Annotated in this window: 21 protein-coding genes and 2 pseudogenes; 12 read left to right on the top strand and 11 right to left on the bottom strand. The window is 37.9% G+C overall.

The genetic code is table 11. From position 1 onward, the window contains the following. The first annotated feature begins 413 nt into the window (after nucleotides 1-413). A complete protein-coding gene (locus tag I6F42_RS13315) occupies nucleotides 414-596 on the top strand; it encodes a hypothetical protein (RefSeq protein ID WP_197152443.1) in 183 nt (60 codons plus the stop codon). Here the strand turns inward: I6F42_RS13315 and I6F42_RS13320 are convergent. The 3 genes and pseudogenes from I6F42_RS13320 to I6F42_RS13330 all read right to left on the bottom strand — a co-directional run. Continuing rightward, nucleotides 590-1,075: pseudogene (locus I6F42_RS13320) on the bottom strand (IS3 family transposase); the annotation flags it as partial. The gene I6F42_RS13315 and the pseudogene I6F42_RS13320 overlap by 7 nt on opposite strands. An 80-nt stretch (nucleotides 1,076-1,155) precedes the next feature. Continuing rightward, on the bottom strand, nucleotides 1,156-2,679 hold the full coding sequence (ltrA, locus tag I6F42_RS13325) for a group II intron reverse transcriptase/maturase (RefSeq protein ID WP_197152445.1): 1,524 nt from the start codon (nucleotides 2,677-2,679) through the stop codon (nucleotides 1,156-1,158). A gap of 663 nt (nucleotides 2,680-3,342) precedes the next feature. Beyond that, nucleotides 3,343-4,046, bottom strand: a pseudogene (locus tag I6F42_RS13330) (transposase); the annotation flags it as partial. A gap of 77 nt (nucleotides 4,047-4,123) precedes the next feature. Between I6F42_RS13330 and I6F42_RS13335 the strand changes: the two are divergent. After that, on the top strand, nucleotides 4,124-4,678 hold the full coding sequence (locus I6F42_RS13335; protein WP_197152447.1) for a hypothetical protein: 555 nt from the start codon (nucleotides 4,124-4,126) through the stop codon (nucleotides 4,676-4,678). Between the two features lie 202 nt (nucleotides 4,679-4,880). On the opposite strand, the gene I6F42_RS13340 is transcribed toward I6F42_RS13335, so the two are convergent. The 3 genes from I6F42_RS13340 to I6F42_RS13350 all read right to left on the bottom strand — a co-directional run bounded on the left by I6F42_RS13340 (nucleotide 4,881) and on the right by I6F42_RS13350 (nucleotide 7,367). After that, nucleotides 4,881-5,330: an antitoxin Xre/MbcA/ParS toxin-binding domain-containing protein gene (locus tag I6F42_RS13340; protein WP_182674063.1), complete on the bottom strand. Its 450-nt coding sequence runs from the start codon at nucleotides 5,328-5,330 to the stop codon at nucleotides 4,881-4,883. Between the two features lie 82 nt (nucleotides 5,331-5,412). After that, the gene (locus tag I6F42_RS13345; protein WP_182674064.1) at nucleotides 5,413-6,846 is read right to left on the bottom strand and encodes a DEAD/DEAH box helicase; all 1,434 of its coding nucleotides are present in this window, start codon (nucleotides 6,844-6,846) and stop codon (nucleotides 5,413-5,415) included. Beyond that, nucleotides 6,843-7,367: a hypothetical protein gene (locus I6F42_RS13350; protein WP_182674065.1), complete on the bottom strand. Its 525-nt coding sequence runs from the start codon at nucleotides 7,365-7,367 to the stop codon at nucleotides 6,843-6,845. Before I6F42_RS13350 ends, I6F42_RS13345 begins: the two co-directional genes overlap by 4 nt. A 100-nt stretch (nucleotides 7,368-7,467) precedes the next feature. Here I6F42_RS13350 and I6F42_RS13355 point away from each other — a divergent pair, with 100 nt between their 5' ends. Then, the gene (locus tag I6F42_RS13355; RefSeq protein WP_182674066.1) at nucleotides 7,468-7,701 is read left to right on the top strand and encodes a helix-turn-helix domain-containing protein; all 234 of its coding nucleotides are present in this window, start codon (nucleotides 7,468-7,470) and stop codon (nucleotides 7,699-7,701) included. A gap of 9 nt (nucleotides 7,702-7,710) precedes the next feature. On the opposite strand, the gene I6F42_RS13360 is transcribed toward I6F42_RS13355, so the two are convergent. Genes I6F42_RS13360 through I6F42_RS13375 form a run of 4 tightly spaced genes read right to left on the bottom strand, consistent with a single transcriptional unit; the run spans nucleotide 7,711 to nucleotide 12,368 of the window. Continuing rightward, complete coding sequence (locus I6F42_RS13360) at nucleotides 7,711-8,211, bottom strand: Mov34/MPN/PAD-1 family protein (protein ID WP_182674067.1); 501 nt, start codon at nucleotides 8,209-8,211, stop codon at nucleotides 7,711-7,713. Further along, nucleotides 8,195-9,973: an E2/UBC family protein gene (locus I6F42_RS13365; protein WP_182674068.1), complete on the bottom strand. Its 1,779-nt coding sequence runs from the start codon at nucleotides 9,971-9,973 to the stop codon at nucleotides 8,195-8,197. Before I6F42_RS13365 ends, I6F42_RS13360 begins: the two co-directional genes overlap by 17 nt. Before the next feature lie 7 nt (nucleotides 9,974-9,980). Next, nucleotides 9,981-11,282: a cyclic GMP-AMP synthase DncV-like nucleotidyltransferase gene (locus tag I6F42_RS13370; RefSeq protein ID WP_182674069.1), complete on the bottom strand. Its 1,302-nt coding sequence runs from the start codon at nucleotides 11,280-11,282 to the stop codon at nucleotides 9,981-9,983. 30 nt (nucleotides 11,283-11,312) lie between these two features. Continuing rightward, on the bottom strand, nucleotides 11,313-12,368 hold the full coding sequence (locus tag I6F42_RS13375) for a CBASS cGAMP-activated phospholipase (protein ID WP_182674070.1): 1,056 nt from the start codon (nucleotides 12,366-12,368) through the stop codon (nucleotides 11,313-11,315). A 681-nt stretch (nucleotides 12,369-13,049) separates the two neighbouring features. Here I6F42_RS13375 and I6F42_RS13380 point away from each other — a divergent pair. The 7 genes from I6F42_RS13380 to I6F42_RS13410 all read left to right on the top strand — a co-directional run bounded on the left by I6F42_RS13380 (nucleotide 13,050) and on the right by I6F42_RS13410 (nucleotide 21,911). After that, a complete protein-coding gene (locus I6F42_RS13380; protein WP_182674071.1) occupies nucleotides 13,050-13,739 on the top strand; it encodes a DNA-3-methyladenine glycosylase I in 690 nt (229 codons plus the stop codon). 43 nt (nucleotides 13,740-13,782) lie between these two features. Then, the gene (locus I6F42_RS20420) at nucleotides 13,783-14,076 is read left to right on the top strand and encodes a hypothetical protein (RefSeq protein WP_374939249.1); all 294 of its coding nucleotides are present in this window, start codon (nucleotides 13,783-13,785) and stop codon (nucleotides 14,074-14,076) included. A gap of 11 nt (nucleotides 14,077-14,087) precedes the next feature. Continuing rightward, nucleotides 14,088-15,497: a YdiU family protein gene (locus tag I6F42_RS13390; protein ID WP_010554806.1), complete on the top strand. Its 1,410-nt coding sequence runs from the start codon at nucleotides 14,088-14,090 to the stop codon at nucleotides 15,495-15,497. Nucleotides 15,498-15,887: 390 nt separating this feature from the next. After that, entirely contained in the window at nucleotides 15,888-16,943 is a 1,056-nt protein-coding gene (locus I6F42_RS13395; RefSeq protein WP_197152449.1) for an OmpA family protein, read from the top strand. 292 nt (nucleotides 16,944-17,235) lie between these two features. Continuing rightward, complete coding sequence (acnB, locus tag I6F42_RS13400; RefSeq protein WP_101163270.1) at nucleotides 17,236-19,833, top strand: bifunctional aconitate hydratase 2/2-methylisocitrate dehydratase; 2,598 nt, start codon at nucleotides 17,236-17,238, stop codon at nucleotides 19,831-19,833. Between the two features lie 200 nt (nucleotides 19,834-20,033). Continuing rightward, the gene (locus tag I6F42_RS13405; protein WP_007579988.1) at nucleotides 20,034-20,666 is read left to right on the top strand and encodes a 2OG-Fe dioxygenase family protein; all 633 of its coding nucleotides are present in this window, start codon (nucleotides 20,034-20,036) and stop codon (nucleotides 20,664-20,666) included. 9 nt (nucleotides 20,667-20,675) lie between these two features. Then, entirely contained in the window at nucleotides 20,676-21,911 is a 1,236-nt protein-coding gene (locus I6F42_RS13410; RefSeq protein ID WP_197152451.1) for a cysteine desulfurase-like protein, read from the top strand. Between the two features lie 20 nt (nucleotides 21,912-21,931). Here the strand turns inward: I6F42_RS13410 and I6F42_RS13415 are convergent, their stop codons facing one another. Beyond that, nucleotides 21,932-22,636, bottom strand: coding sequence for a 2OG-Fe(II) oxygenase (locus I6F42_RS13415; RefSeq protein ID WP_197152453.1), 705 nt, complete (start codon nucleotides 22,634-22,636; stop codon nucleotides 21,932-21,934). A gap of 33 nt (nucleotides 22,637-22,669) precedes the next feature. Here I6F42_RS13415 and I6F42_RS13420 point away from each other — a divergent pair, with 33 nt between their 5' ends. After that, nucleotides 22,670-23,068 (top strand): thioesterase family protein, encoded by a 399-nt coding sequence (locus tag I6F42_RS13420; RefSeq protein ID WP_007579993.1) that lies wholly within the window; start codon nucleotides 22,670-22,672, stop codon nucleotides 23,066-23,068. Between the two features lie 200 nt (nucleotides 23,069-23,268). After that, nucleotides 23,269-24,243, top strand: a complete 975-nt coding sequence (locus tag I6F42_RS13425) for an aldose epimerase family protein (protein WP_197152455.1) — start codon at nucleotides 23,269-23,271, stop codon at nucleotides 24,241-24,243. Nucleotides 24,244-24,260 lie beyond the last annotated feature (17 nt).

A 24,260-nucleotide genomic window follows, 5' to 3' on the forward strand; every position in this document is an offset into this window, starting at 1 on the left:
CATATTTGCTGTAATTTTAGAGGTAACTTTTGTCCTACAAGCTTATTTTTATTCCAAGGCTCTTTAGGCTGATATATAGTTAACTGGTGCATTAGTTGTACTCCGGTGTTTATGGAGTTTTAAGCTTAGCTCGCTACAAAAGAATTCGGGTATGAGCGAGGAGCGGACACTGAAAAGTTAAATTTATTATTACTTCTTTGAGTAAGAGCCTAATTCTGTTCGATAACATTATTAAACGCCGCTTTGGGGGAAAATAACATGCTTAATATCTCGCTATTTTAATTACTTGTTTACAAAGGAAATTATTGGTGAAATTATCGGGGTATGTAATATACGCCGTTTTGGTGTGTTATAAACCACCAAAACGGTGTTCAATAAGCTGTTAGCCATTAATTCATACGTACGGAGTTTATATGCTTACCCATTCCTTCGAAGACCTGACTCAAACGTTTAGAGTTCTGCTTGAATCGAATCAAAGATTAAAACAATTAATTGATATTGATAGAGCAGAAGCCGTGGGTACTGTGGAAACTGCAATTAACGCAAAATTAAATGCATTCCATAATTTATATGATTTGATGTGTAGTGGTCAATAAAATTTGGCCACTGTTTTAGAATCTTGGTATCTAACCTCAGATTCATTTGGCGCTAAACCGGCATTATAATGATGCGGCCTAACGTTGTTGTAATATCCGTTGATATAATCACTAACGCTATATTTAGCATCTATAAAATTTCCATATCCAACCTTTGGCATCCATTCCGTTTTAAAGCTTCTAAAAAATCGCTCCATTTGTGCATTATCCCAACAGTTTCCACGCCTACTCATACTTTGTTTGATTTTATAGCGCCATAAACGTTGGCGATATTTTAAACTGGTATAGTGACTACCCTGGTCTGAATGAAACATCAGTCTTGTCGGTTTTCCTCTGCTTTCATACGCGAGTTCAAGCGCTTTTAGCGTTAAATTAGTATCTGGCGACAACGACATGGCCCAGCCAACGACTTTACGTGCAAATAAATCAATAACAACGGCTAAATAAGCCCAGCGATTACCTACCCAAAGTAGAGTAAGAGGCAGAACGTAGTCGAACTATTTTTCTGCCTCTCCTCTCCGAACCGTACGTGCACCTTTCAGCGCATACAGCTCTCCGCTTAATTGTGGCTTACAGCCATTACAACATCGCTGTAGCGAGATGTGACAGTATTTCTCATTTCATCTCTAAGATAAGGGTTTGATTCAGGTAATCGCCAACGGAAGGGCAACTTAGGACTGCTCACCAGTCGATATAGTGAAGCGCTACATAAATTACCTCGATTGCTTTTACCAAATAATACCCAAGTCTTGGCCTGATTTGGCGTCGGTCGTTTTATCCACTTCATCATTAATGACTTAACGGAGCAACGATATTTCCGCGCTAGCCATTTTGCTAATTTCCAGAAAACTATACGATCAATTTTACTGTAAACTTTAGCGGTATAATCAGTATGACGATAAAATTGCGCCCAGCCTTTAAGCTTGCGGCTGAGTTGTTCAACTTTGTCTATCTTGCTACAACTGTGATCACTGGATAAAGCTTGGCTCAAGGAATGAGAAAATGCTTTAGCCTTACCATGTGGAATACCAGACACCACACGCATATTCCCTTTAGGACCACGTTTCCTTATGATCCTATGACCAAGGAAGATAAGTCCATCATTCACATGCGTAATATGGGTTTTCTCCATGTTAAGTGTGAGTTTAAGTTTACCTTCAAGAAAATTTCGACACTGATCACGAATGGCTTCTGCTTGTTGTTTGTTACCTTTGACAATCACAAGAAAGTCATCGGCATAACGACAATAAGCAACCCCAGGTTTCCATTGTCTATTTTCCTCTAGTGCAATGGTACGCTTATCTTGGATTGTACGATTCCAGTACCAGCGATCTTTACGTGCTTTCTTGCTCAAGTAGCATTTATCCAAATACTGATCAAATTCGTTGAGCATGATATTTGACAATAATGGAGAAATGACACCACCTTGTGGTACGCCTTCGCTTGTTGCACAGAATAGATTACGTTCAATATGTCCTGCTTTGATGAACCGCCAGAGCAATTCATTAAATCGTCGACAATTGATACGCTTACGCACACATGTCATCAGTAATTGATGGTGGACTGTATCAAAATAACTTGATAAATCCCCTTCAATTACCCAGCGCCCACGTGGTTCACTTGAGCCTGTCATTTGTAACTTAACAGTTCTAATGGCGTGATGGACACTGCGTTCAGGTCTAAAACCATAGGATAGTGAATGAAAATCATTTTCCCATATCGGCTCCATTGCCATGAGCATGGCACGTTGCACTATTCTGTCTCTTAAGGTGGGTATGCCTAAAGGGCGTTGCTTTCCATTCGCTTTAGGAATATAAATTCGTCTGGCAGGCATTGGTTGATAATTACCCGAGAGTAAATCATTTCTGATCCCATCTAAGTAATCAGTCAGCTTATCCTGTAAGTGAATTTTAGTTATTCCATCAACGCCAGGTGTTTTGGCACCTTTTGAAGAAAGCGTTACTTCAGCCGCTTGGCAAAGCCATTGTGGGTGACTGATAAGGCGCAGTAATCGATTAACGCGACGCGCTTTATCGGTTGCTGTCCATGTTGCTAATTTACGTTGCAGTTCGCTGATTATCACAGGTCTTCACCTCATTAAGGTCAGGTAATTTGCTTGCGCAAATCAATTAAACTGCGCCCCTTCGCCATGTAATGGGCTTTCCCCATCTCAGACTACTACGAACGCTCCGCCAGCTTGTTTGTCATCGGGGTCGTGCTCCCTTAGCATTCAAACAAACCTTCCCCGGTTTACCTATCTGAACTCGAACATATTGGGGTGGATGCCGATCGCAGTCTTTAACCTTATCGTGCTGTAAGGTGATAATACTTAAACGCTGAATTGTGATTTAGCGTTTATCCATTGATAAATACCTACGTGTGATTTATCAAGTCGGCAATAATACTCATACATTTAGTATTATTGCAGCATCATATTGCCTGTTAATTCGTGTAGGCAATGGCGACGTTTCAGCCCATAGATGCGGGTTAATCGGTTCATGTACTTCATCCGTCCAATACTTAGTCTAGAAGAGCATCTTGGCGTAACGAATTCGCCTCACTCCCCGTTGTCAGCGAGTTCCATCACCTTATCAGCATACGATAAGTCACTGCCGCTCAGACTCAACTATCTGCACAACCAGATAGTGCCATAAACAATTTGGCTCCTACCGTATTGCTCATGTATTTCAGATAGACTCGTGGTTCATTAAAGCATTCCTTGCTAGTGCTGAACTCCGGGCACACTATACGTCACATCACCGCACCACACGGTATCTGGCTCAACAACATCAAATTGTCTATCAAGCAGGTTTGGAATTTCAAGGTGTTCATTACCGCCGCGTTTATATGAATGTTGAGGTACTTGGCAGCTTTCAAGCTTTAACTTAACCATTAGCTTAGCAGCACGATAACGACTCAATTCAAAATCATTGTTCGTTGCTATTGCCGCGATTGTCCGCGCCCCAGCTGAGCCGCCGCTCATTGCATGTATTGCTCTAACTTCAGCCTCTAGCCTTACTTGTTCTGGTGTCGGCGTTGTATCCCTTATAGCCCAATATTTATAGCTGCTACGATGCACATTGAATACGTTACACAGCACGCTAATTGGGTAACGCTCTCGTTGATTTAGTTTCTCAATTAACGAGAATTGTTCAGGGAGTCGGACATCAAGAGAGCGGTAGCCTTTTTTAATATATCCTTTTCTAATTCGATGCGTTGGATTTGCTTTTTAAGTTCGCGGATTTCAATTTGTTCGGGCGTCATTGGCGAAGCAGATGGTGTCTGGCCACTCCGCTCTTGCTTTAATTGAGTAACCCACTTACTGACGGTTGATTTACCCACCCCCATCGCTTTGGCTGCTTCTTCTTGAGTATAACTTTGGTCAACTACAAGCTGAGCTGTTTCTAATTTTATTGCTGCAGAATACGATGCGCGTTTTAATTTCGTCATTTTTTCACCCAAATTTGTATGCTTACCAGCATAACATTTCTTTCTTAATGGGTGGCCAAAATCACTGTACCACTACAATGGCGCAAGAATTAGGAAAGCCAGTAGATTGGTATTCAGTCCCTGAACTTTGCATAATTCTGGCAATTCGCAATGCTCGCCACCATAACAAAGCAAACAGAATTAGAAGTTTATGGAACTACCATAATCAAGTTTGTGAAAAGCCTACAAACAAAAAGAAGTATCTATACGTAAATTCTGTTGTACCTGAAGAGGAAGAAGGTGGAGGGTACTTTGATATACCTCTATCTTGGTCTGATTTAGACGATTTGTTAACTTTGCCACGAAATGAATCAAGATTGAGAGCTAATGCTAGAGATCTAATTCGTAACTATTTAAATGCAGATAAATTTGAAGAAGAGGCAAAATCTTTAGGTTTCAGTAAATCTCAAATATTTTTCAACTTTGTGCCTTTGTCTCTGAATGCAGGAATTGCATTGCACCCATTTGTGAAAGAGCATGTGACACCTGATTCAGTAGAGTCTGAATTTTTTTTACAGCACTTTGAAAATACAGCCTCAGCACTGACTAAAGAACACGACTATCAAGAGTTCACATTTTCACTACCAGAGTAAATGGCTAACAAGAGTCTAAGGTTACGACAGTCCGCAAATGGCACAAATGCGACTATCAGAGAAAATTGAGTCATTAATAAGCTCAAATCAACGTTTTAATCTCTAAAGTGATAGCTTCTTGTTAAGTTAAGAAAAGGATAGAACTTGGTTTCATGTTGGCAGTCTGTTGATCGTGCGCTTTACGTCCTAAGACACTTTACTCTTAGGCGTTATAGCCATATTTGAGCCTGTTTACGGTATTTTTAATTAATTCACGGCCAGCTATAGTATCTATAAATGTTAAAGGTTTTTTAGAGTCGAATTGGAGTGAAGGGATATTTAACCAAATATTAAAACGTTCTATATTTTCAAAGTAATCAAGACAAAAAGAACAGACTTTTGCAATTTCAAATGCATTTTCACTTAAAGTGGTATTTAAAGGCTTTAATTCTTTTTTATAGCGTATATATGAGCTATTGCTGGTTCTAATAGCTGAAGAAAATGCTCGTATATCCCAGCCTAACTCTATCCTTAAATGCTCAGCATTTTTGATATCTACACCTTGATTTATAAAGTTAACTTTCTCTAGATGGCTTGAACCTTCACAGATCTTTCTATTGGTTAGAATCTCTATAAAGTCTATTTTTTTATGAATTTTTGAGAAGCTATACATTGCAACTCCTTAAATTAAGTTATATTTCCTCGTGCAACTGAAATCGATGTTACCTGTAAAGTTCTATTTGAGGCCTTAAATTCTAGCGTAATTCACTTAACCCTAAAGCAATAGCCTCTTGCTGAAAGCGGCCTGATATATTAATAATTCGCTCATAAGCACCGGTTAAAAAATGTTCCTCTGTCGCTTCAGGCCTATTGCTCATACCTGGCTGCTCAAAAAAGTCAGCAAAGTTATCAAAATCGAACTGGGTTTTGGAAGGTTTTTTACTTTGTTTATTAAAAGTAATATCGCTTGAATTTTCATCTACGGTATTATTTCCAGCAACAGTTTCAATCTTTTCAAATTTAACTACATCAGCTTCAAATGGAACATCTTGATTAACCCTATACGCATACTCTAAAAGCTTAGGTTCGGCGGGCATGTACATAATAGCTTCTTGGTTTTTAGAGTTTGTTATCCTCAATATACGGCCCAATATTTGTCTAAAATGCATTTCTGTTTTTATGTTTGTAAGGTGACAGCAAACCTGTAAACGAGGGATGTTTGTACCTTCGCTAATCATACCAACAGAAACAATCCACTTAGTTTGTGCATACCTAAACTGCTGAATAATACTTGTAGGTTCATTTTCTCGGTAGGTTACAACAACGCTATCCTCGTCAAAGTAAGTTCGCATTAACATAGAGATTTGACGGGCATGCTCAACAGACGATGCAACAATCAACCCCGCTGCATCGGGGTTTTTCAATCTGATTGAAGCCAGCTTTTTTTGAGCGGAAGAAATCATGTATTTTATTACCGCTTCATTTTCAATAATTTCTTGATAAGAAACGCCAGAGTCGCTTAATAACGCTTTAAAGCTGTTAAATGTCTTGGTTTCAGCGTCATCCACAACTGTAATACGGCTATTATCAACAGCTACTATTTGTGGAACCCGACAAACATTATCTCCAATAGCCTCAGAAAGCCCGTAAACGTAGTCGCACGCTATTTTATTGTTAGGCTGTTGATATGATGAAAGAACAATAGGAGCAGCGTCAGAACGCCAAGGAGTGCCTGTTAAGGCTAATGTGTACTGTGCTTTATTTTGAATGTTAAGTATTATCTGCTCACCCCATGCATTTGCATTGTCAATATTAGAACCTGCACAATGATGAACTTCATCAAATATTACAAAAACACGGTATCGTTCAAATAACTGCCAAAAGTGCATATCTAAATACTGTAAGCTTTGATATGTTAAAGTTCTGCCTTTAGAGCCTATAAGTCCATCAAAACGTTCATTCGTTTTTAGTTGTAAGCTTTCCTTAAAATCTTGAGATACAATTGAAGACGGTGAAAAGCAAATAATCAAATCGACTATGTGCTTTTTTAATAACTGGTGAGCTAATTCCGAAGCCATCAAGGTCTTACCTGCGCCAGGAGTCGCTAAAGCTAAAAAGTGGCTATTACCATTCTGGTATTGTGTAAGTGCTAAATTAATGCACTCTGCTTGCCATAGTCTTAGTTTCATATTTTCTCTAATGCATTGTTTTGCTGCAGTAAGCCTTCAATTGCTCTAATTTTGCCAAGTATTCTAGTGTTGTTGTCCCTAGCTTTGTTGTATTGTGGCTGTAGCTCATCTACTAATTCGGGCGATTCTAAGTAAAGTTCTTTATATGCCTCAGACTCCCCCATATTCAATAATAACTCTGCTTTGTAATGATTTAACTTACTAAGCAGAAGTGCGCGTTTATCATCTACTTTTTTTGCAATAGAAATAGGTATAGAGCTAGCTAATTTACTAATAACTTCAATGTTAAAGTTTTCTGTTTTATTGAATCGTGTAAATCCTTTTTTATTCGATACCAACTTTTTCAGCCAGCCTTTTTTAACAAGCTTGAGGAGTTCTGCATATATACTTCGCCTAACTATTGTAGGTACCAAAGAAGTATCGTTTTTTAATGCTAAGTACGCCGAGCGTACATCACTAGTTGTAAAGTTATCAAAATTTGATGCAACAATAATTTGAGCTACGAGAGGGTCAAATTTCAAAGTAAATCCTAATAGACTTCTTATAATAATGGGTATTATAGGGCGTGGTAGTAAAGCGCTCAACATGAAAATCTAATCATTTTTCCTTGAGGAAGATCAGGTGAGTGATTTAGTTAAAAATTTTGGTGAAAAGCTACGAAAAAAACGCAAAGAAGCAGGTTATTCGCAAGAAGGTTTTGCCACTTATGTCGGTATAGAGCGCGGTAACTACGGAAAAATGGAAAGAGGTAATGTTAATATTAAGCTCGAAACCCTATACAAGTTAGTAAATGCGCTAGACTGTGAATTTGAAGAGGTGCTACCGACAAGACAAAAGTATAAAGCCGAACTTTAATAAAATGCTTTATTTTGGTAGAAGCTGTTTTATATTACTTGATAAATCAACTTCACGCATTTCGCGTATTTTATTGCCTTCTTTACGAGCGATCCATAAAGCCTTCCGACCAAGAATAATTGCAAGCATAGGAACATCTGCTACCAGATTTTCTTTCCATGATTGTTTATCCAAAAATGACGGAGAGGGGTGGTCCTCTGGGTGTGTATGCCACTCTCCAATATATTGTTGAAAGCCATTTGATGAATAAAAGCACTCAATAACTTTGCTCTGGTGATGCTTCCCTTTTCTATCAACTCGATACCTACTTCTGATATCTCCAGTATTGGGCACTGATAAGTCGCATATTATTAGATGTGAACCTCTTCTTTCACCAACTAATACACCTGCAGCCTCTAATGAGGTAGGAGTTAATTGGCGATAATCTAGCATGGTATTAAATACATGCTCTAAGATAACGACAGTATTACCAACTTCATCCTCAAAAACTAATTCACATACTGTCTTCATAACAAATAGGACATTCTGGTTGCCTTTTTAATATTCTTCGTTTGCCGGTACGAAACTGCTCATCTAAAATAAACTCACTATAGCTCCAAGGTAAACTACTCTCTAAAGTATTCAAAACTGCCTCTTGAGCAATTGCTGCAGTTATATGGCTCACTGAAGCATCATAAATTGTATATGTATTACCACAACTTACTTTACGTGCAGACTTATCAATAATGTTAGAGGCAAAACGTGTATCACCATTTCGTTGGTGGATAGTCTTGTCTATAGTCATACACTTGTAGCAACTATGACCTATATCTACAAGCACTTTAGAAGCGCGCCCATTTCCGTCATTAAATGCATGTATTACATTCGGTCTTTTTAGCTGTGGTAATAACCTAACTACATGCGAAAGCCTTTTTGAAAAAGGAGGCCGACCAGTTGCATCAATAATAATATCGTATTTAGATAAAACATTTTCATTTAATGGAAACGAACTAGCAAAACCATGAACTGATTTTACAGTGTGTATTGACTGAGTTAAATTGTTGGCTAGTTCCACAGCTTTGTTTTTTCCAAAGCTAGAGGATGTTAATACGTGCCGTGAGAAGTTGTGTGGCATCAAAATATCATCGTCATAAAGATCAAATTGCTTGTTACTACAACCTGCACCATTTCTAATTAACAAACTAGCTAAGTAACCACCAATAGTGCCGCATCCAATAAGGGCTACACGCTGAGAGTTAAGTTGAAGCTCTCTTTTTTTATCTCGACTTTGTAGCGTTGTTGTATCAGCTTTAATAACAGAAAAACGTTTGAAGTGATTACAAAATTTATTGCTGCGTACAACAGCTAAAAGAGAGTTAAAAGAGATCTTATTTTTTTTCTTTTTGTTAGCCCTTCTGTTGAAGTCAAATGCTTGTACATTTAGTTCGATATGAACCGCAATCGGATCTTGCTTATCAATATCAAGTAACAAAATATGTTTCTTTTCTTTCTTACTCGTTAAGCTATATATTAGATGATCGCGAGCACTACAATTAACCTCCTCTAGCCAGTTTATGAGGTGTCCCAAGTTATTTGGGGGCCAATTTATACCAGCTAGTTTATCGGGAGATACCGAAACATAATGAGTTTTTATTCCAAAATTATTTTTATTATCTATCTTTAATTTTCTTTGTGATAACCATTGATTTAACTCATGGTCCTCAAAATATTCATCGGGCTTTTTATTTCCAATGTTTATAGTAATGAACTCATAATCGCCCACACTTTTTTCATCGACGGATGTACACTGAATAGTAATGAAATTAAAAGATTTATCTCTATGACTTAATAAATATAAAAAATTATCAGATGGCCAATATGACACAAACTCATTTTCAAACTCAGAATCACTCTCTGATTGATTTTGAAAAGATTTAATTAATGTTGATTGGATTTGAGAATCTATATTTTTGTATAGGGTATCCAGATCATTAGGGTCCCAGTCAGCCTCTTTTTGTTCGACATAACATAAATACCCTTCGTGAGAGATGTGTGGAATTAGCTTGTCTTTGTATATATCAGGCATACTAATAACGTATGCTGATGGAAGTTTAATATGTGGATCATTAGGTATAATCAGAGCAATGATAAAAAGCTCACCATTTACTATAAACTCCTTAATATAAGCACCATTATTAAGATTAAAGGGCTTTCTAATTAATTCTCGAGAAAGCTTCCTTGAGTTTACAAATTGAAACTCTAGATTTAGTAAAATATGATGAACTAGTTCCATTTATAATTTATCCACTAACCATTGTTGTGCTTATTTTCGCAGGTGAGTTTGCTTGAGCCGGTTCAGATTCAAATGCTAAAGCGGCAGCTTTTACTTTTATTAAGCTTATATTTTTAACGCGCTCTCCAAAAACTTCTGAGAGTATATTCAATGCAGATAGTTTTGTTTCAGCATTTTCAGCTTTAGAAAGCAAGGTAGATAAATCTTCCAGTTTGCAAATGATATTTTTTTCTCTGTCGTTGTGCTCTGATTCAGGCGGAAAAAGAGGTCTTTCGTCTGTATCATCAGGGCTCTCAACTCCCTTTCTGAATTCGTAGGGAAGGTTTTCTGCAACAATTTTAACCACTGAAGCAATATCGCTAGTGTCATGAGCTTTTTTATTAAGCACTTCTACCGTCGCTGCCATTAAACAAATAGAACTAGGTCCGCCTAAGTTCCATTGAGCATCACGCCAAGCCTTCATGAACCTACAAATATCTCGAAGATGGAACCCTATACGTCGACACTCTCCAATAAACCAGTCCTCAACAACCTTAGGATCACTATTCATCCACTTTGGGCTTCCAGGCTTGTCATCTCTTAGTGCTAGATTTACACAATCAGAGTCTAGCCTACGGTATGATTCTTCATCTTTTAAATTAGCTTTAGATTCAATTATTTTACGATTAGAATCCATTGAAAGCATAGACGCGGCCTCTTTCTGAAGAAATTGCTCCCGTGGTATTGCATACATAGGGACATCAATATGGGTACGTTTGTCAGTAATCTTTATACGTCCACATGTTCTTTTAGCTTCAAATTTCCAACCTCGGTTTTCATTTGCTAAAGATTTGAGTGCACTATCAACTAATAAAGTTAAAAGCTGATGTCCAATCTTTGGCTTTGATTCAAATATAGGCATTGGTAGATAAGTACCATCATCAATATCCATTTCTTGACCAGGGTGAAATGGCTTATTCAGAGTTTTATATTGGAAGCTTCCTTGCGTCATGAATCTTGGTTTTAATTGTATAAATTCTTTGAGTGTTTCAAGATCCATTTCGTTGATTAGTTCAGCAACAGTATTTTGCTCTTCGGGTGATAAGTGTCGAATAAAAGTACTTTGCAATTTGAAGCTAACATTATTAATAGTTAGATTGTTTTTAATAATTTCTTTCGCAATTGCGATTGCCTCATTAAATACTAAGGTAATACGTTTTCGGACAATGTGACGTAATTCTTTAAGTTTCGTTTCTTCTTCATCAGACAGTACAAGTTGACCAATCAAACCTGTTTCTCGGTTGGTGTAAAATGAATGTAGGTTCCACATAGCTATTTTTTCCTTCTTATATATGGTTTTTTAAGTTTTGAATGGGAGTGCCTGCTTTAAGAAGAAGTTTCTTAAAGCAGAGTTTTTAGCATATTCTTCAGTAACCAGTTGTTGGCCTCGTGTAGCAAGATTGTCTAGCGCGGACCTTGATGAATTATCTAATGTAATTTCACTAGCTGCTTCATTTGGAATCTTGCAGTCAAGTTGAACTAGGTTTTCAGCACAACCTTTTGCAGTAAGTTCTCGATTGAGCATGTATTGATGAAGTAATTGATTCGATGTCATTGTTGTATGAACTAATTTCTCACCAGTTCCCCATAATCCCCAGTATCCTTTTTTTCTTTTGGAGAATAAGGTGTCTGGGCTTATTGCATATTCTTCCCCCATTGTTCCTACATTTAAAATATTAATATTAGAATGAGTTGCGTCAGGAAAATCTGATTTCATATCTCCAAAAACTTCATGTAAACCAATAAAACTAGGATTATTAGCGACTAAACCTCCATCTGCAAAGTAGGCACCTAAATCTGGCCAAAAATGTGGTGCAAAATAAGTTGGGGCAGCTGACGTAGCCATTGCGGCATCAATTAACTTTAGACGACCATCTCTTGTAAAGTTTGGATTGTGCGGAGTCTTAAAAAATTGAGGGCGACCTGTTGATAAGTTAACGGTAGGGATCATAACTCTTCGAGTTAAATCACTAAACTTAAGGTTTTCACCGATCATTTTAACTATTGTTTCTCGGAGAGGATCACTTTTGTATAAAGGTGCTATTAATCTTTTTATAAATTTAATTTTTGTGTCAAAGATTTTGTACTTTGGAAATATATAGCTGCCACTATCAAAAAATATTTCTTTCAATTCTCGTGCGGATTTCCCTTGGGCAAGTGCCAGAGCAAGAATTCCACCGATAGATGCACCCGTAATTAAATCAAAATAGTTTCCAATTCTGACATCTGTGCTTTGAGATTTATCTTCAATAATTTGTTCTAACTCAGCTAAAACACTAATTGTAAAAAGCCCACGTATACCTCCCCCATTTAGACTCAAAATTTTAATTTTATTTTCGTTTTTATTTACTTCCACGTTTTCCGCCTGTCTATTAGGAAAGCATATCCGATGTACTAGTTCTTAGTTGAAATAGTAATTTTGAACTCGATATGGACATACTTAAAATTTATTTCTATTAAAAGCATTATAGGTAGCCTCTTAGTAGTGAGGTACTATATATAGTGCTTTTTGGTTTTGTAAATACAACATAGTGTGTTTTTTGTAATGATTCAAGAATCTTAGCATTTTTTTTTGGTTAATTTTTTACACGTTTTAGTTTGTAAGTACTTACCCTCATCTTGTGTTCTGCTTTTTAGATTCTGCATAGCATTACAGTATTAATTGTAAGAATTTAACTAATTAAATGAATAATGTTTTAGGACGTTACAGATGAGAGCATTTTAGCTTTTTTTGTTAATTTAGGGTGTGAGGAATCAGGAATTTGGATTGCCGTTAAATAAATTCAGTTGCGAGAGATTACAAACTTTTAATATTGTATTGTTCTAACATTCTAAATTAAGTCTGATATACCATGTATGGTTTATGCGTAAGTTTAAAAGGGATTTTGTTACCTTGCTCTTAGGCCATTAAAGTACGGTGTGAAGAATAATTAATAGCACTCATAAACAAAAATAAAATCTAGACTTTTATATATCATCAGTAACAAGTAGACTTTATTTACTGATAAATCAAGCACATAATTTGAGGCAAATTAGAATGGAAAACTTCGAAAAACTATATTTGCGAGCTGTAGATAGAAAAGGTGGCGAACAAGCATTATTAAGTTTAATAAGTAAGCCTTTAAATGCAGATGAGCTGCGTCACATTTCTAATGATCGAGTTTTATCTGAAATGACTAAGAAGGTTTTTCAATCAGGATTTGTCTGGTCCGTTGTTGAGAAAAAGTGGGAGTCATTTGAAGATGTATTTTGGGGATTCGATATTGAAAAATTAATTATGATGCCTGATGACATGCTTGAACGTAAAGCCAAAGATCCTGCAATTATACGCAATTACAATAAGGTAAGAACGATTCGGGAAAATGCATTCATGCTAAAAGAAATTAGCGATGAATATGGCTCAGTTGGAAAATGGCTTGCTGAGTGGCCTGATAAAAACATCATTGGATTATGGGCATACTTAAAAGCTAATGGTAGCAGGTTGGGAGGCAATACTGGGCCTTATGCTTTACGTAAACTAGGTAAGGATACTTTTATACTTAGCAAAGATGTAGAAGCATACTTTAGAAGCTATGGACTAATAGATGGGGGCCTTACTACTAAACGAAGTTTAAATACTATCCAAGAAACATTCTTGAAATGGCAGTCCGAATCGAAGCTTAGTTTGCAAGAGATAAGTCAAATTGTTGCGTATTCCATAGGTGATAACCATGTTGGGTTATCCTAAATAACTCGGATTAAAAATAGTAACATTGCTTCTGAAAAATAATGTGAAATTAAATAATGCCTTCATTTTTACAACAGTTTTTGTTACTAAGGCTAAAACCGCATTAAACATGATTAGTAACATTTTAAAGAAATTCATAGATGTGATTAGAGACTTAGAGAATTACTTACGTGCTCATAAAATTATAGACGGCGGCTTACAAACTAAAAAATCACTGAGTGCAGCCCAAGCTTTTTTTAATGAAATGCAAAAGCAAAGCGGCTTAAGTATGCAAGAGTTAAGTTTAATTGTTGCTTATGGCGTTGGTGACAACCGTGTTGGTATAAGTCAGCAATAATAGGAATTACCATGAAATTAGTGCCAAGATACACAGACATTACGGAAAACTTTGCGATAGAAGATTTTCCTGCAAGTGTTGCCTCTCCTCAGTTATTGCTGTGGAATGAGAGCTTAGCAAAAGAGTTTAATATTAACGTTGCAGCTGATTTGCGTGCCAGCACTTTTAGCGGTAACGAGAAACAGGCGATTCCTGCGGTAGCACTTGGTTACTCTGGGCACCAATTTGGGCATTTTTCACCACGTTTAGGCGATGGGCGAGCGCATTTGCTGGGCGCTATTAATGATGATAAAAACCAGTTGTGGGATATTCAATTAAAAGGCTCTGGTGCTACTCCTTACTCAAGAGGGGGAGATGGGCGTTGTGCTCTTGGTCCTGCTATTCGTGAATACGTAATGAGCGAGGCAATGCATGCACTAGGCATTAAAACCACACGCTGCTTAGCTGTTGTTGGTAGTGGTGAAACGGTTTATCGCAATCCGCCACAAGCAGGCGCAATAGTGACTCGTTTAGCAACGAGCCATATTCGTGTTGGCTCGTTTCAATATTTAGCAACGCAAGGCGATGTTGAAGGGCTTAAAAAATTAGCCGATTTAGCCATTGATCGACACTACCCAGAAATAACCGATACAGGATCGCAGCGTTATTTAGCATTTTTAGGCGCTGTGATTAAAAACCAAGTTAAGCTAGTTGTGAGCTGGATGCGTGTTGGCTTTATTCACGGAGTAATGAATACCGATAATACGCTAGTAAACGGAGAAACCATTGATTACGGCCCGTGTGCCATGATGAATAGCTTTGACTTTGATACCGTATTTAGCTCTATCGACAAACAAGGTCGGTATGCATTTGGTAATCAACCTAATATAGCTAACTGGAACTGTGCTCGCTTAGCTGAGAGTTTAATACCACTTATTAGCGATGATGACGAGCAAGCGGTTTCATTAATGACGCCATTTATTAATAGTTTTGCTGAGCAGTTTAATACTGAGTTTACGGCTATGTGGGCACAAAAACTGGGTTTAAATGAATCTTGTAATAGTAGCGGCGAGTTAATCGCAGAGTTGTTAACACTATTAAAAGATAACCAGCTCGACTACACCAATACTTTCGATGCGCTTACTGAATCCTTAAAAGAAGAAGTAGTAATACCAGAGTCGCTAATTGAATGGAGAGCTAAGTGGGTAAGCTTAACCGACGATAATAGTTATGAAGTAATGAGAGCGGCAAATCCTCGTGTAATTCCTCGTAATCATGTGATCGAAAAAATAATTGCAGAGTATAATGCTGCAGGGGCTAGTGAGTTACTACAGCGCTTTATGAAAATAGCCAGTAACCCGTATTCTGACAGTGAAAAATTATCAGAATTTCAAGCTACGCCGATAAATGATAATGATTACCAGACTTTTTGTGGTACTTAATTGTTAGAATTTAATGTAACTACATGATTCAAAAGAGTCATTTTTCAACCAAATGTGAGCATATATGTTTGGGAATGAAAACTCTGGTGGTATTATGCGCCGAATTAAAGTGAGGCAATATTTTTGTGCATATACTAAGTGCATTTTATTTAATTGCCCTTACATTCCTTGCTCAATACTAATCTACAAAAACTACTATACTTATTTTTCAATAAAGTTTTAATTTCGCCTATAGTAAGTGGATGTGTGTTGTGACTGGGCATAGAAAAAAGTTATAAACTTTATTTTTCGTTAAGTATTGATTAACAAAGGCTCAGTTAGTCTATATAAAACTGATTGAGCTAGTATTGATTAGCTACAATTTTAAATTGTTCAAATGGGAAGAAAACAATGAAATTAAAATCACTTACAATCGCAATCGCGTTAGCTGCAACTAGCGCATCTTCATTCGCTGCTGATAAAGAGCCTGGTTTCTACATTGGCGCTTTTGGCGACTACTATGACGCATCTTGGAGAAACATCCGTGGGCAAAATGGCCTTGACGTAAACGAGTCAACTGGCTGGGGTGTAGAAGCTGGTTACCGTTTCAGTGATTACTGGAGCGCACGTCTTGAGTATGCAGATATGGACTTTAATGCTTTTGATAAAGTAAATGGCAACCGCGACAATGTTGATGGCGAACGTTACGGTATTGATGCTCTTTACCACATTGATGGCGGTCCTTTCTACGGTCTTTTCGGTATTAAAGAAATGGACATAGTAAATGACAATACATTCCTAAATGCAGGTGTTGGTTACCAACATTTCATTACAGATGGTTTATTTGTTAATGCTGAAACAGCTGTATACCAAGGTCTTGATAAAGGTTATACAGATGTAGGCGCTAAAATTGGTATTAACTACTTATTTGGCCAAAATTCAGCTCCTGTAGAGCCAGTTAAACCTGCTCCTGAAGTTGTTGAAGTAGCTGTAGCTCCTACAGATAGCGACAACGACAACATTGCTGATGCAGATGATAAGTGTGCTAACACACCCATGACTGATGCAGTTGATGGCACTGGTTGTACTTTATATGAAGACAAAGAAGTAACTGTAAGCTTATTAGTGACTTTCCCTAACAATGCTTCAGCAGTATCTACTCAGTACTTAAACGATATTGAAAAAGTATCTGCATTCTTAAAAGAGTACCCAGATACAACAGTACTTTTAGAAGGTCACACTTCTTCTGTAGGTAAAGCAACTTACAACAAATGGTTATCTAAAAAACGTGCTGATGCAGTAGCTAAGCAATTAGTTTCTGATGGCATTGCTAAAGACCGTATTACTACAGTTGGTTTAGGTGAAGAGCGTCTTAAAAATGATGCAAACACTAAAGCTGCAAACGCAGAAAACCGTCGTGTAGAAGCGCATATCAAAACTATCAAAAACGTTAAAGTTTTACGTTAATTAAATAGTTTGTAATAAAAACCCAGCCAAGTGCTGGGTTTTTTTATGCCTGTAATAAATTAATATTGGTTAATGGTAATGATTCTTACTTAACAAGTATTCATGAAAATAGTTTTTACTACAACCACTATTCATAGTATTTATAATCGGTATAATCAGTTGCGTAACTGGATGGATTTTCATCTATCCATAAAAGCTTTATAATTACGCGTTAGAATACTATAAGTATTGGGTAACTTATTTGCGCTTGAAGCGCTACCGGATACTTTCACGTCACCAAGAGGGCAATATTGTGCTACAAGAATATCGTAAACACGTAGAAGAACGTGCCGCGTTAGGTATCGTACCAGCGCCATTAGATGCTCAGCAAACTGCTGATCTTATTGAATTAATCAAAACTCCACCAGCAGGTGAAGAAGAATTCATTTTAGATTTGTTCATTCAGCGTATACCAGCAGGTGTTGATGATGCTGCTTATATTAAAGCGGGCTTCTTAGCAGCTGTAGCTAAAGGTGAAACTAATTCTCCACTTGTTTCTAAAGAAAAAGCGGCAGAATTATTAGGTACAATGTTGGGTGGTTACAATATCGCACCAATGATTGACCTACTTGATGACGAAACACTTGCACCAATCGTAGTTAAAGGCCTTTCAAATACATTACTTATGTTTGATGCGTTTTACGATGTAGAAGAAAAAGCAAAAGCCGGTAATACATTTGCTAAGCAAATTATTGAGTCTTGGGCAAATGCAGAATGGTTTACTAATAAGCCAGCTGTTGCTGAAAAGATCTCAGTTACTGTATTTAAAGTAACTGGCGAAACAAATACTGATGACTTGTCTCCTGCACCAGATGCATGGTCTCGTCCAGATATCCCACTTCATGCTTTAGCAATGCTAAAAATTGAACGCGACGGTATTACACCTGATAAAGCGGGCGAAGTTGGTCCAATTACTCAGCTTGAAGAATTAAAAACTAAAGGTTTACCACTTGCTTACGTAGGTGATGTTGTTGGTACGGGTTCTTCTCGTAAGTCTGCAACTAACTCTGTACTTTGGTTTATGGGCGATGATATCCCGTTTGTACCAAACAAGCGTGTTGGCGGTGTATGTTTAGGTAATAAAATTGCTCCAATCTTCTTCAATACAATGGAAGATTCAGGCGCATTACCAATCGAATTAAATGTTGATGAACTTAACATGGGAGAGCAAATCGACATTTATCCGTACGAAGGTGTTGTTAAGCAGCATGGTACTGATAAAGTGATTTCTACTTTTGAGCTTAAATCTGATGTGATTTTAGATGAAGTTCGTGCTGGTGGTCGTATTCCACTAATTATCGGTCGTGGTTTAACTGATAAAGCGCGTACATCTCTTGGCTTAGGTGCAACTGATACATTTAAAGTACCAACAGCAACAGAAGTTTCTGATAAAGGCTTCACACTAGCGCAAAAAATGGTTGGTAAAGCATGTAACGTTGCAGGTATTCGCCCAGGTCAGTACTGTGAGCCTAAAATGACAACTGTTGGTTCGCAAGATACAACAGGTCCTATGACACGTGATGAACTTAAAGATCTAGCATGTTTAGGTTTCTCTGCAGATTTAACAATGCAGTCTTTCTGTCATACATCAGCTTATCCTAAGCCTATCGATGTAAGCACTCACCATACGCTTCCTGATTTCATCATGAACCGTGGCGGTGTTTCACTTCGTCCAGGTGATGGTATTATTCACTCGTGGTTAAACCGTATGTTATTACCAGATACCGTAGGTACTGGTGGTGATTCACATACACGTTTCCCATTAGGTATTTCATTCCCAGCAGGTTCGGGTGCAGTAGCATTCGCAGCAGCAACCGGTGTTATGCCACTTGATATGCCTGAATCTATTTTGGTTCGTTTTAAAGGCGAAATGCAACCAGGTATCACCTTACGTGACCTTGTTCATGCAATCCCTTACTACGGTATCAAACAAGGTTTATTAACAGTTGAGAAAAAAGGTAAAATTAACGAATTCTCTGGTCGCGTACTAGAAATTGAAGGCGTTGAGCACCTAACTGTTGAGCAAGCGTTTGAATTATCAGATGCATCTGCAGAGCGTTCGGCAGCAGGTTGTACTGTTAAGTTATCTAAAGAGTCTATCTCTGAATACCTTGAATCAAACATTGTTATGCTTAAGTGGATGATTTCTGAAGGTTACGGCGATGTACGTACGATTGAACGTCGTATTACTGCAATGCAAGATTGGTTAGCTAACCCAGAACTAATGGAAGCTGACGCTGATGCAGAGTACAAGCATATCGTTGAAATTGATTTAGCTGAGATTAAAGAACCTGTTCTTTGTGCTCCAAATGACCCAGATGATGCGCGTCTTCTTTCTGATGTTGCTGGCGAGAAAATTGATGAAGTATTCATCGGTTCTTGTATGACTAACATTGGTCACTTCCGTGCTGCTGGTAAGTTGCTTGATGGCTTTAAAGGTCAACTTCCGACTCAGCTTTGGGTTGCTCCACCTACTAAGATGGACAAAGACCAACTTACAGAAGAAGGTTACTATGGTATTTTTGGTCGTGTTGGCGCACGTATCGAAACTCCAGGTTGTTCACTATGTATGGGTAACCAAGCACGTGTTGCAGATAAAGCAACGGTTGTGTCTACCTCTACACGTAACTTCCCTAACCGTTTAGGTAATGGCGCAAACGTATTCTTAGCATCATCTGAGCTTGCTGCAATTGCTGCAATCATTGGTAAATTACCAACAGTTGCTGAGTACCAAGAGTATGCTGCGAAGATCAATGCAACGGCGTCAGATACATACCGTTACTTGAACTTCCACCGTATGCCTGCTTACACTAAAAAAGCAGACAACGTGATTATTCAACAAGCTGTATAATTTTTAGAGTTTGTTTAAAAACCCGCTTAGGCGGGTTTTTTATTGGCTAAAATAAATATTAGATAGTTCATGCTTCTTTTTTTATATTATTGTATTAAATCTAGTCTTAAGTTGCTTTTAAAGTAAGTAATTGCGCAAAAATTCCTATCAAAATGCATTAAAATCCTCATCAATATTCTCATTATTTTAGGCGAGATTTTATGACAGCATTAAACAACCAGAATTTACTGCAACTACGTTTTGTTAACCAAGCAAATATTGATTTGGTTAAGCCTTCTTTTGATAACCTGCCTGCAAATCCTTATGCAGATGGTGCCTTTCGTAAACGTCGTTACTCAGTAGTTAAAATGCAAAATGGTGAAATAAAGTTACAACAAACCAAAGCATTTGTTCAAGACGATTCAATTAATACTTTTCAAGGTAATGTAGAGCGTACTTACGAAAACCTAGAGCAAAGTTTACTTGAGTCAGAAGGCATGAAAAGCATTGTAAATGAGTTTCGCCAACTTACCGGTATTGATGAACAGCGTGATATTGAAATTCATCAGTTCCGTATGCTTGCAATTAACAGTGATACACCTGCAGCGCCAGAAGGCGTGCATCAAGATGGTTTTGACCATGTATGTATATGCGGCGTTTCTCATGAAAACTTAGAAGGCGGCGAGCTACTTGTATACGAAAACAAGCAAGCTGAGCCTTGTTTTAAAATGGAAATAAAAGACGGCATGTTTGCATTAATAAACGACCGTCAAGTGTGGCATAACGCAACACCTATGAACAAAATTGATGCTAGCAAACCAGGTTACCTGGATTGTTTTGTATTAACGTCTTAAGGAATAAGCATGAACATAACGCAATTACGTGAGCAGTTTCCTGCATTAATGCAAAACGTTGATGGTAAATCGCCAATATTTTTAGACGGACCAGGTGGCTCGCAGGTACCAACATCGGTGCTTAATGCGATGACAGCTTATTTAGGTCATTATAATTCAAACTTAGGTGGCGCGTTTTTTTCAAGTGATAAAACGGTTGAGTTGATGGCGAATGCGCGTCAAGCCGCCGCTGATTTACTTAATGCACCTAGCTCACAACAAATTGTGTTTGGCCCAAACATGACCAGCCTAACATTTAGCTTTAGCCGTGCAATTTCACGTGGCTGGCAGGCTGGTGATGAAATAATTGTAACCAATGCTGATCACTTCTCAAATGTATCGTCGTGGCAACAAGCTGCAGAAGATAAAGGCGTAAAGGTAAATACAGCGCTTATTAACGAAGCAGATTGCAGCTTAGATATGGCGCAGTTTGAAAGCTTATTAAACAGCAACACTAAGCTTGTAGCGGTAACGTATGCTTCAAATACCACAGGTTCAATTAATAATATTAAACGTATTGTAGAGCTTGCTCACGCTGTAGGCGCACTTGTTTATGTTGATGCCGTACATTACGCACCGCATGAACTTGTTGACGTGCAAGCGCTTGATTGCGACTTTTTAGCCTGCTCTGCATATAAGTTTTTTGGCCCGCATTTAGGCATGGTTTACGGTAAAAAAGAACATTTAGATGGGTTTACGCCTTATAAAGTAGAACCCGCTAAAGACGTAGCACCAGGTCGTTGGGAAACCGGCACACAAAGCTTTGAAGCTATGGCGGGCTTTATTGCTGCTGTTGATTACATTGCAGCAATTAGCGAACTTGACGATAGCCATTCACGCCGCGAAAAGTTAAGCATAGCTTTTGCTAAAACTAAACAACACGAAATGGCGCTTAGTGAGCACTTTTTAACGCGCTTGGTAAACTACCCACGCATTAAGTTGTTTGGTATTGATGACTTTGATCGCTTAAATGAGCGTACACCTACTTTTGCTTTAATTTTTGAAGGGCTTGAGCCACGCGCCGTTTCAGAATTTTTAGGTAAGCAGCATATTTGTGTGTGGGATGGTAATTTTTACGCGCAAGGTTTGTGCAAGCAATTAGATGTGCTTGATAAAGGCGGTGTAGTGCGCATTGGTTGTATGCACTACAACACCATTGAAGAGCTAGATCAGTTGTTTAATTTATTTGATGAACTGCTCGGTTAAATAATACTGATTTTGGTGCGCTAACTCTTTGGCGCACCATATATTTGTTCTGCACGGTTAAACAATACCCACGATGTTAAAATATACTTATCGTTTGATACTGGCTTATTACCTCTGTGGGTATGTGTAAAGTAGCCAGGAGCTATTACCATAGTGCCTTTTTTAGGTGCTATTTTACGATTTTGATAGTAAAACTCCGTTTCACCGCCTTCATCAACATCGTTTAAATAAAACATAAATAACAACACGCGATGCAAAGCTTCATTGTGCTGTAGCTGCGGGTAAACTTCACTATGCCAGTAAGGGTAGCCACCTTTGTTTACTTCATATTTTTGCGCTTGAATATTACCAAGTCTAAAAATTTGCTGAACTAGCAAAGGTAATTGCGGTTTACCCACTTCTTCAAAATTTTCTTGGGTTAAATCGACTACTTCCCCTGTTTTTGGGTGATAGACCTTTAAGCCAAATGCCCCAATCATCATAAAAATATGCTCTTCAACATACTTAAAAACATGCTGTGCAGTCGTTTGTTGTATATGTTTTAATTGTTGTGCATATTCGGGGTGATTATTTAAGTGTAGGTCGTGACTGTCTTTTTTCTTTAAGTCGACACCGCCCGATGTTACCCCTTGTTTTACATGCGGGCTTTGCGCGAATGTGGAAATAAATTCATCGCAAAACTCATCGCTTAATGCGTTATCAACAACGCGTATAAAGTCCGTCATGGTTTACCTTTATATAATTATTATTGGATTTTTATGTTTATTGAAAAAGTGATGCCGCGCTTTAGCGAAACAGATGCACTCGGACACATTAACAATACCGTACTACCTGTATGGTTTGAAGTCGCACGTGGACCTATTTTTAAGTTTTTTACACCGGACTTAAATCCACATGATTGGAAATTGATTATCGCCAAAGTTGAAGTGTCGTTTGTAGGCGAATTATTTTATGGCCACGAAGTGACCGTAAAAACCTCTGTAGAGCATATAGGCACTAGCTCTTTTACGCTGAGACAGGAAGCATGGCAACACGATAAATGCTGCGCAATAGGTAAGGCCGTTATGGTGAGGTACGACTTTGTTGCTAAATCAAAGCAAGCGCTTAGCATTGACGAAAAAGCAGCGCTTAACGAGCACATTTACCAAAGCAGTTAACCTTACGAGGCTTATGTTTTACATAAGCCCATACTGAGCTGAATTATTGTAAATATATGATGGCAGCTGTAAATATTTGTCGTGATTTTTTAACGCATTTAGATTGAGTTACAAGCGCTAGTTATATACTATTTATATTATATATTGTTGCGCCGTTATAACAGGAAATGTTAATTCGGTAATTTGATTGGAGAATGCGTGTGACATCTATTGCCAATAACCAACCTTTACAAGTTATTCAGCTCAGTGATGGTCAAAATTTAACAGCTGAAATTTTGCCATTTGGCGCAATAATAAAAAGCATTAAATTTAAAAAACAAGAAATGACGCTTAGCGTCGATGATCCTCAATACTATCTTGAAAACCCATTTTATCTTGGCGCTACAGTAGGTCGATACGCTAATCGCATTGCAAGGGGGCGTTTTAACTTATCTGGTACGCAGTATCAACTAGAAGCAAATAACGGCCCTAATAGCCTGCACGGCGGCGTTAAAGGCTTTAATAAAGTACTTTGGCAAGTAACCAAACAAACTGAAAGTGAAGTTGAACTTTATTATTGCTCGCCCGACGGCGAACAAGGTTTCCCCGGTGAGTTGCAGGTTTGGCAAACGATTAGCGCTAAAAACGGCGAGCTTACTCTGCACTTTAAAGCGCTAACCAATAAAGAAACGCTCGTTAACTTTACCAACCATTGCTATTTTAATCTTGATGGCAGCGAATCAATTAATGAACACCTTGTTCAAGTTAATGCCAATTACTATCTTCCTATTGATACAACTAGTATTCCACTTAATGAATCTGCATCAGTCACCGGTACCTGCTTTGACTTTACTAAGCCAGCTCAAGTTGGTGAGGCCTTAAGCGCCGTTCATCCTCAACTAGAAGCTGGAAATGGCTTTGATCACTGCTATATTTTTAATGATGACAGCAGTTTAAAGACGATGGCTACATTAACTTCGCCACACACGAACGTTAGTTTAACCCTTAAAAGTACGCAGCCAGGCATGCAGTTATACACCGCTAACTTTGTAGGTGCGCCTTTTAAAGCACGACAAGCTTTGTGTTTTGAAGCGCAAAATTGGCCAGATGCGCCAAATCGTGAAAATTTTCCAAAAGCTAATTTATTACCGGGAGAGGATTACGAACAGGTTATTATTTACTCTTTTTCTGAGTGAATACAGCATTCTAATGT

This window comes from Pseudoalteromonas sp. SWYJZ12, assembly GCF_015864395.1.
In the GTDB taxonomy this organism is placed as follows: Bacteria; Pseudomonadota; Gammaproteobacteria; order Enterobacterales; family Alteromonadaceae; genus Pseudoalteromonas; species Pseudoalteromonas arctica.

What these genes read in the sequence shown, in the direction of transcription:
- I6F42_RS13315 (WP_197152443.1), top strand. Translation starts at nt 414, where the DNA reads ATGCTTACCCATTCCTTCGAAGACCTGACTCAAACGTTTAGAGTTCTG.
- I6F42_RS13335 (WP_197152447.1), top strand. Translation starts at nt 4,124, where the DNA reads ATGGCGCAAGAATTAGGAAAGCCAGTAGATTGGTATTCAGTCCCTGAA.
- I6F42_RS13340 (WP_182674063.1), bottom strand. Translation starts at nt 5,330, where the DNA reads ATGTATAGCTTCTCAAAAATTCATAAAAAAATAGACTTTATAGAGATT.
- I6F42_RS13345 (WP_182674064.1), bottom strand. Translation starts at nt 6,846, where the DNA reads ATGAAACTAAGACTATGGCAAGCAGAGTGCATTAATTTAGCACTTACA.
- I6F42_RS13360 (WP_182674067.1), bottom strand. Translation starts at nt 8,211, where the DNA reads ATGAAGACAGTATGTGAATTAGTTTTTGAGGATGAAGTTGGTAATACT.
- I6F42_RS13365 (WP_182674068.1), bottom strand. Translation starts at nt 9,973, where the DNA reads ATGGAACTAGTTCATCATATTTTACTAAATCTAGAGTTTCAATTTGTA.
- I6F42_RS13370 (WP_182674069.1), bottom strand. Translation starts at nt 11,282, where the DNA reads ATGTGGAACCTACATTCATTTTACACCAACCGAGAAACAGGTTTGATT.
- I6F42_RS13380 (WP_182674071.1), top strand. Translation starts at nt 13,050, where the DNA reads ATGGAAAACTTCGAAAAACTATATTTGCGAGCTGTAGATAGAAAAGGT.
- I6F42_RS13390 (WP_010554806.1), top strand. Translation starts at nt 14,088, where the DNA reads ATGAAATTAGTGCCAAGATACACAGACATTACGGAAAACTTTGCGATA.
- I6F42_RS13395 (WP_197152449.1), top strand. Translation starts at nt 15,888, where the DNA reads ATGAAATTAAAATCACTTACAATCGCAATCGCGTTAGCTGCAACTAGC.
- I6F42_RS13405 (WP_007579988.1), top strand. Translation starts at nt 20,034, where the DNA reads ATGACAGCATTAAACAACCAGAATTTACTGCAACTACGTTTTGTTAAC.
- I6F42_RS13410 (WP_197152451.1), top strand. Translation starts at nt 20,676, where the DNA reads ATGAACATAACGCAATTACGTGAGCAGTTTCCTGCATTAATGCAAAAC.
- I6F42_RS13415 (WP_197152453.1), bottom strand. Translation starts at nt 22,636, where the DNA reads ATGACGGACTTTATACGCGTTGTTGATAACGCATTAAGCGATGAGTTT.
- I6F42_RS13420 (WP_007579993.1), top strand. Translation starts at nt 22,670, where the DNA reads ATGTTTATTGAAAAAGTGATGCCGCGCTTTAGCGAAACAGATGCACTC.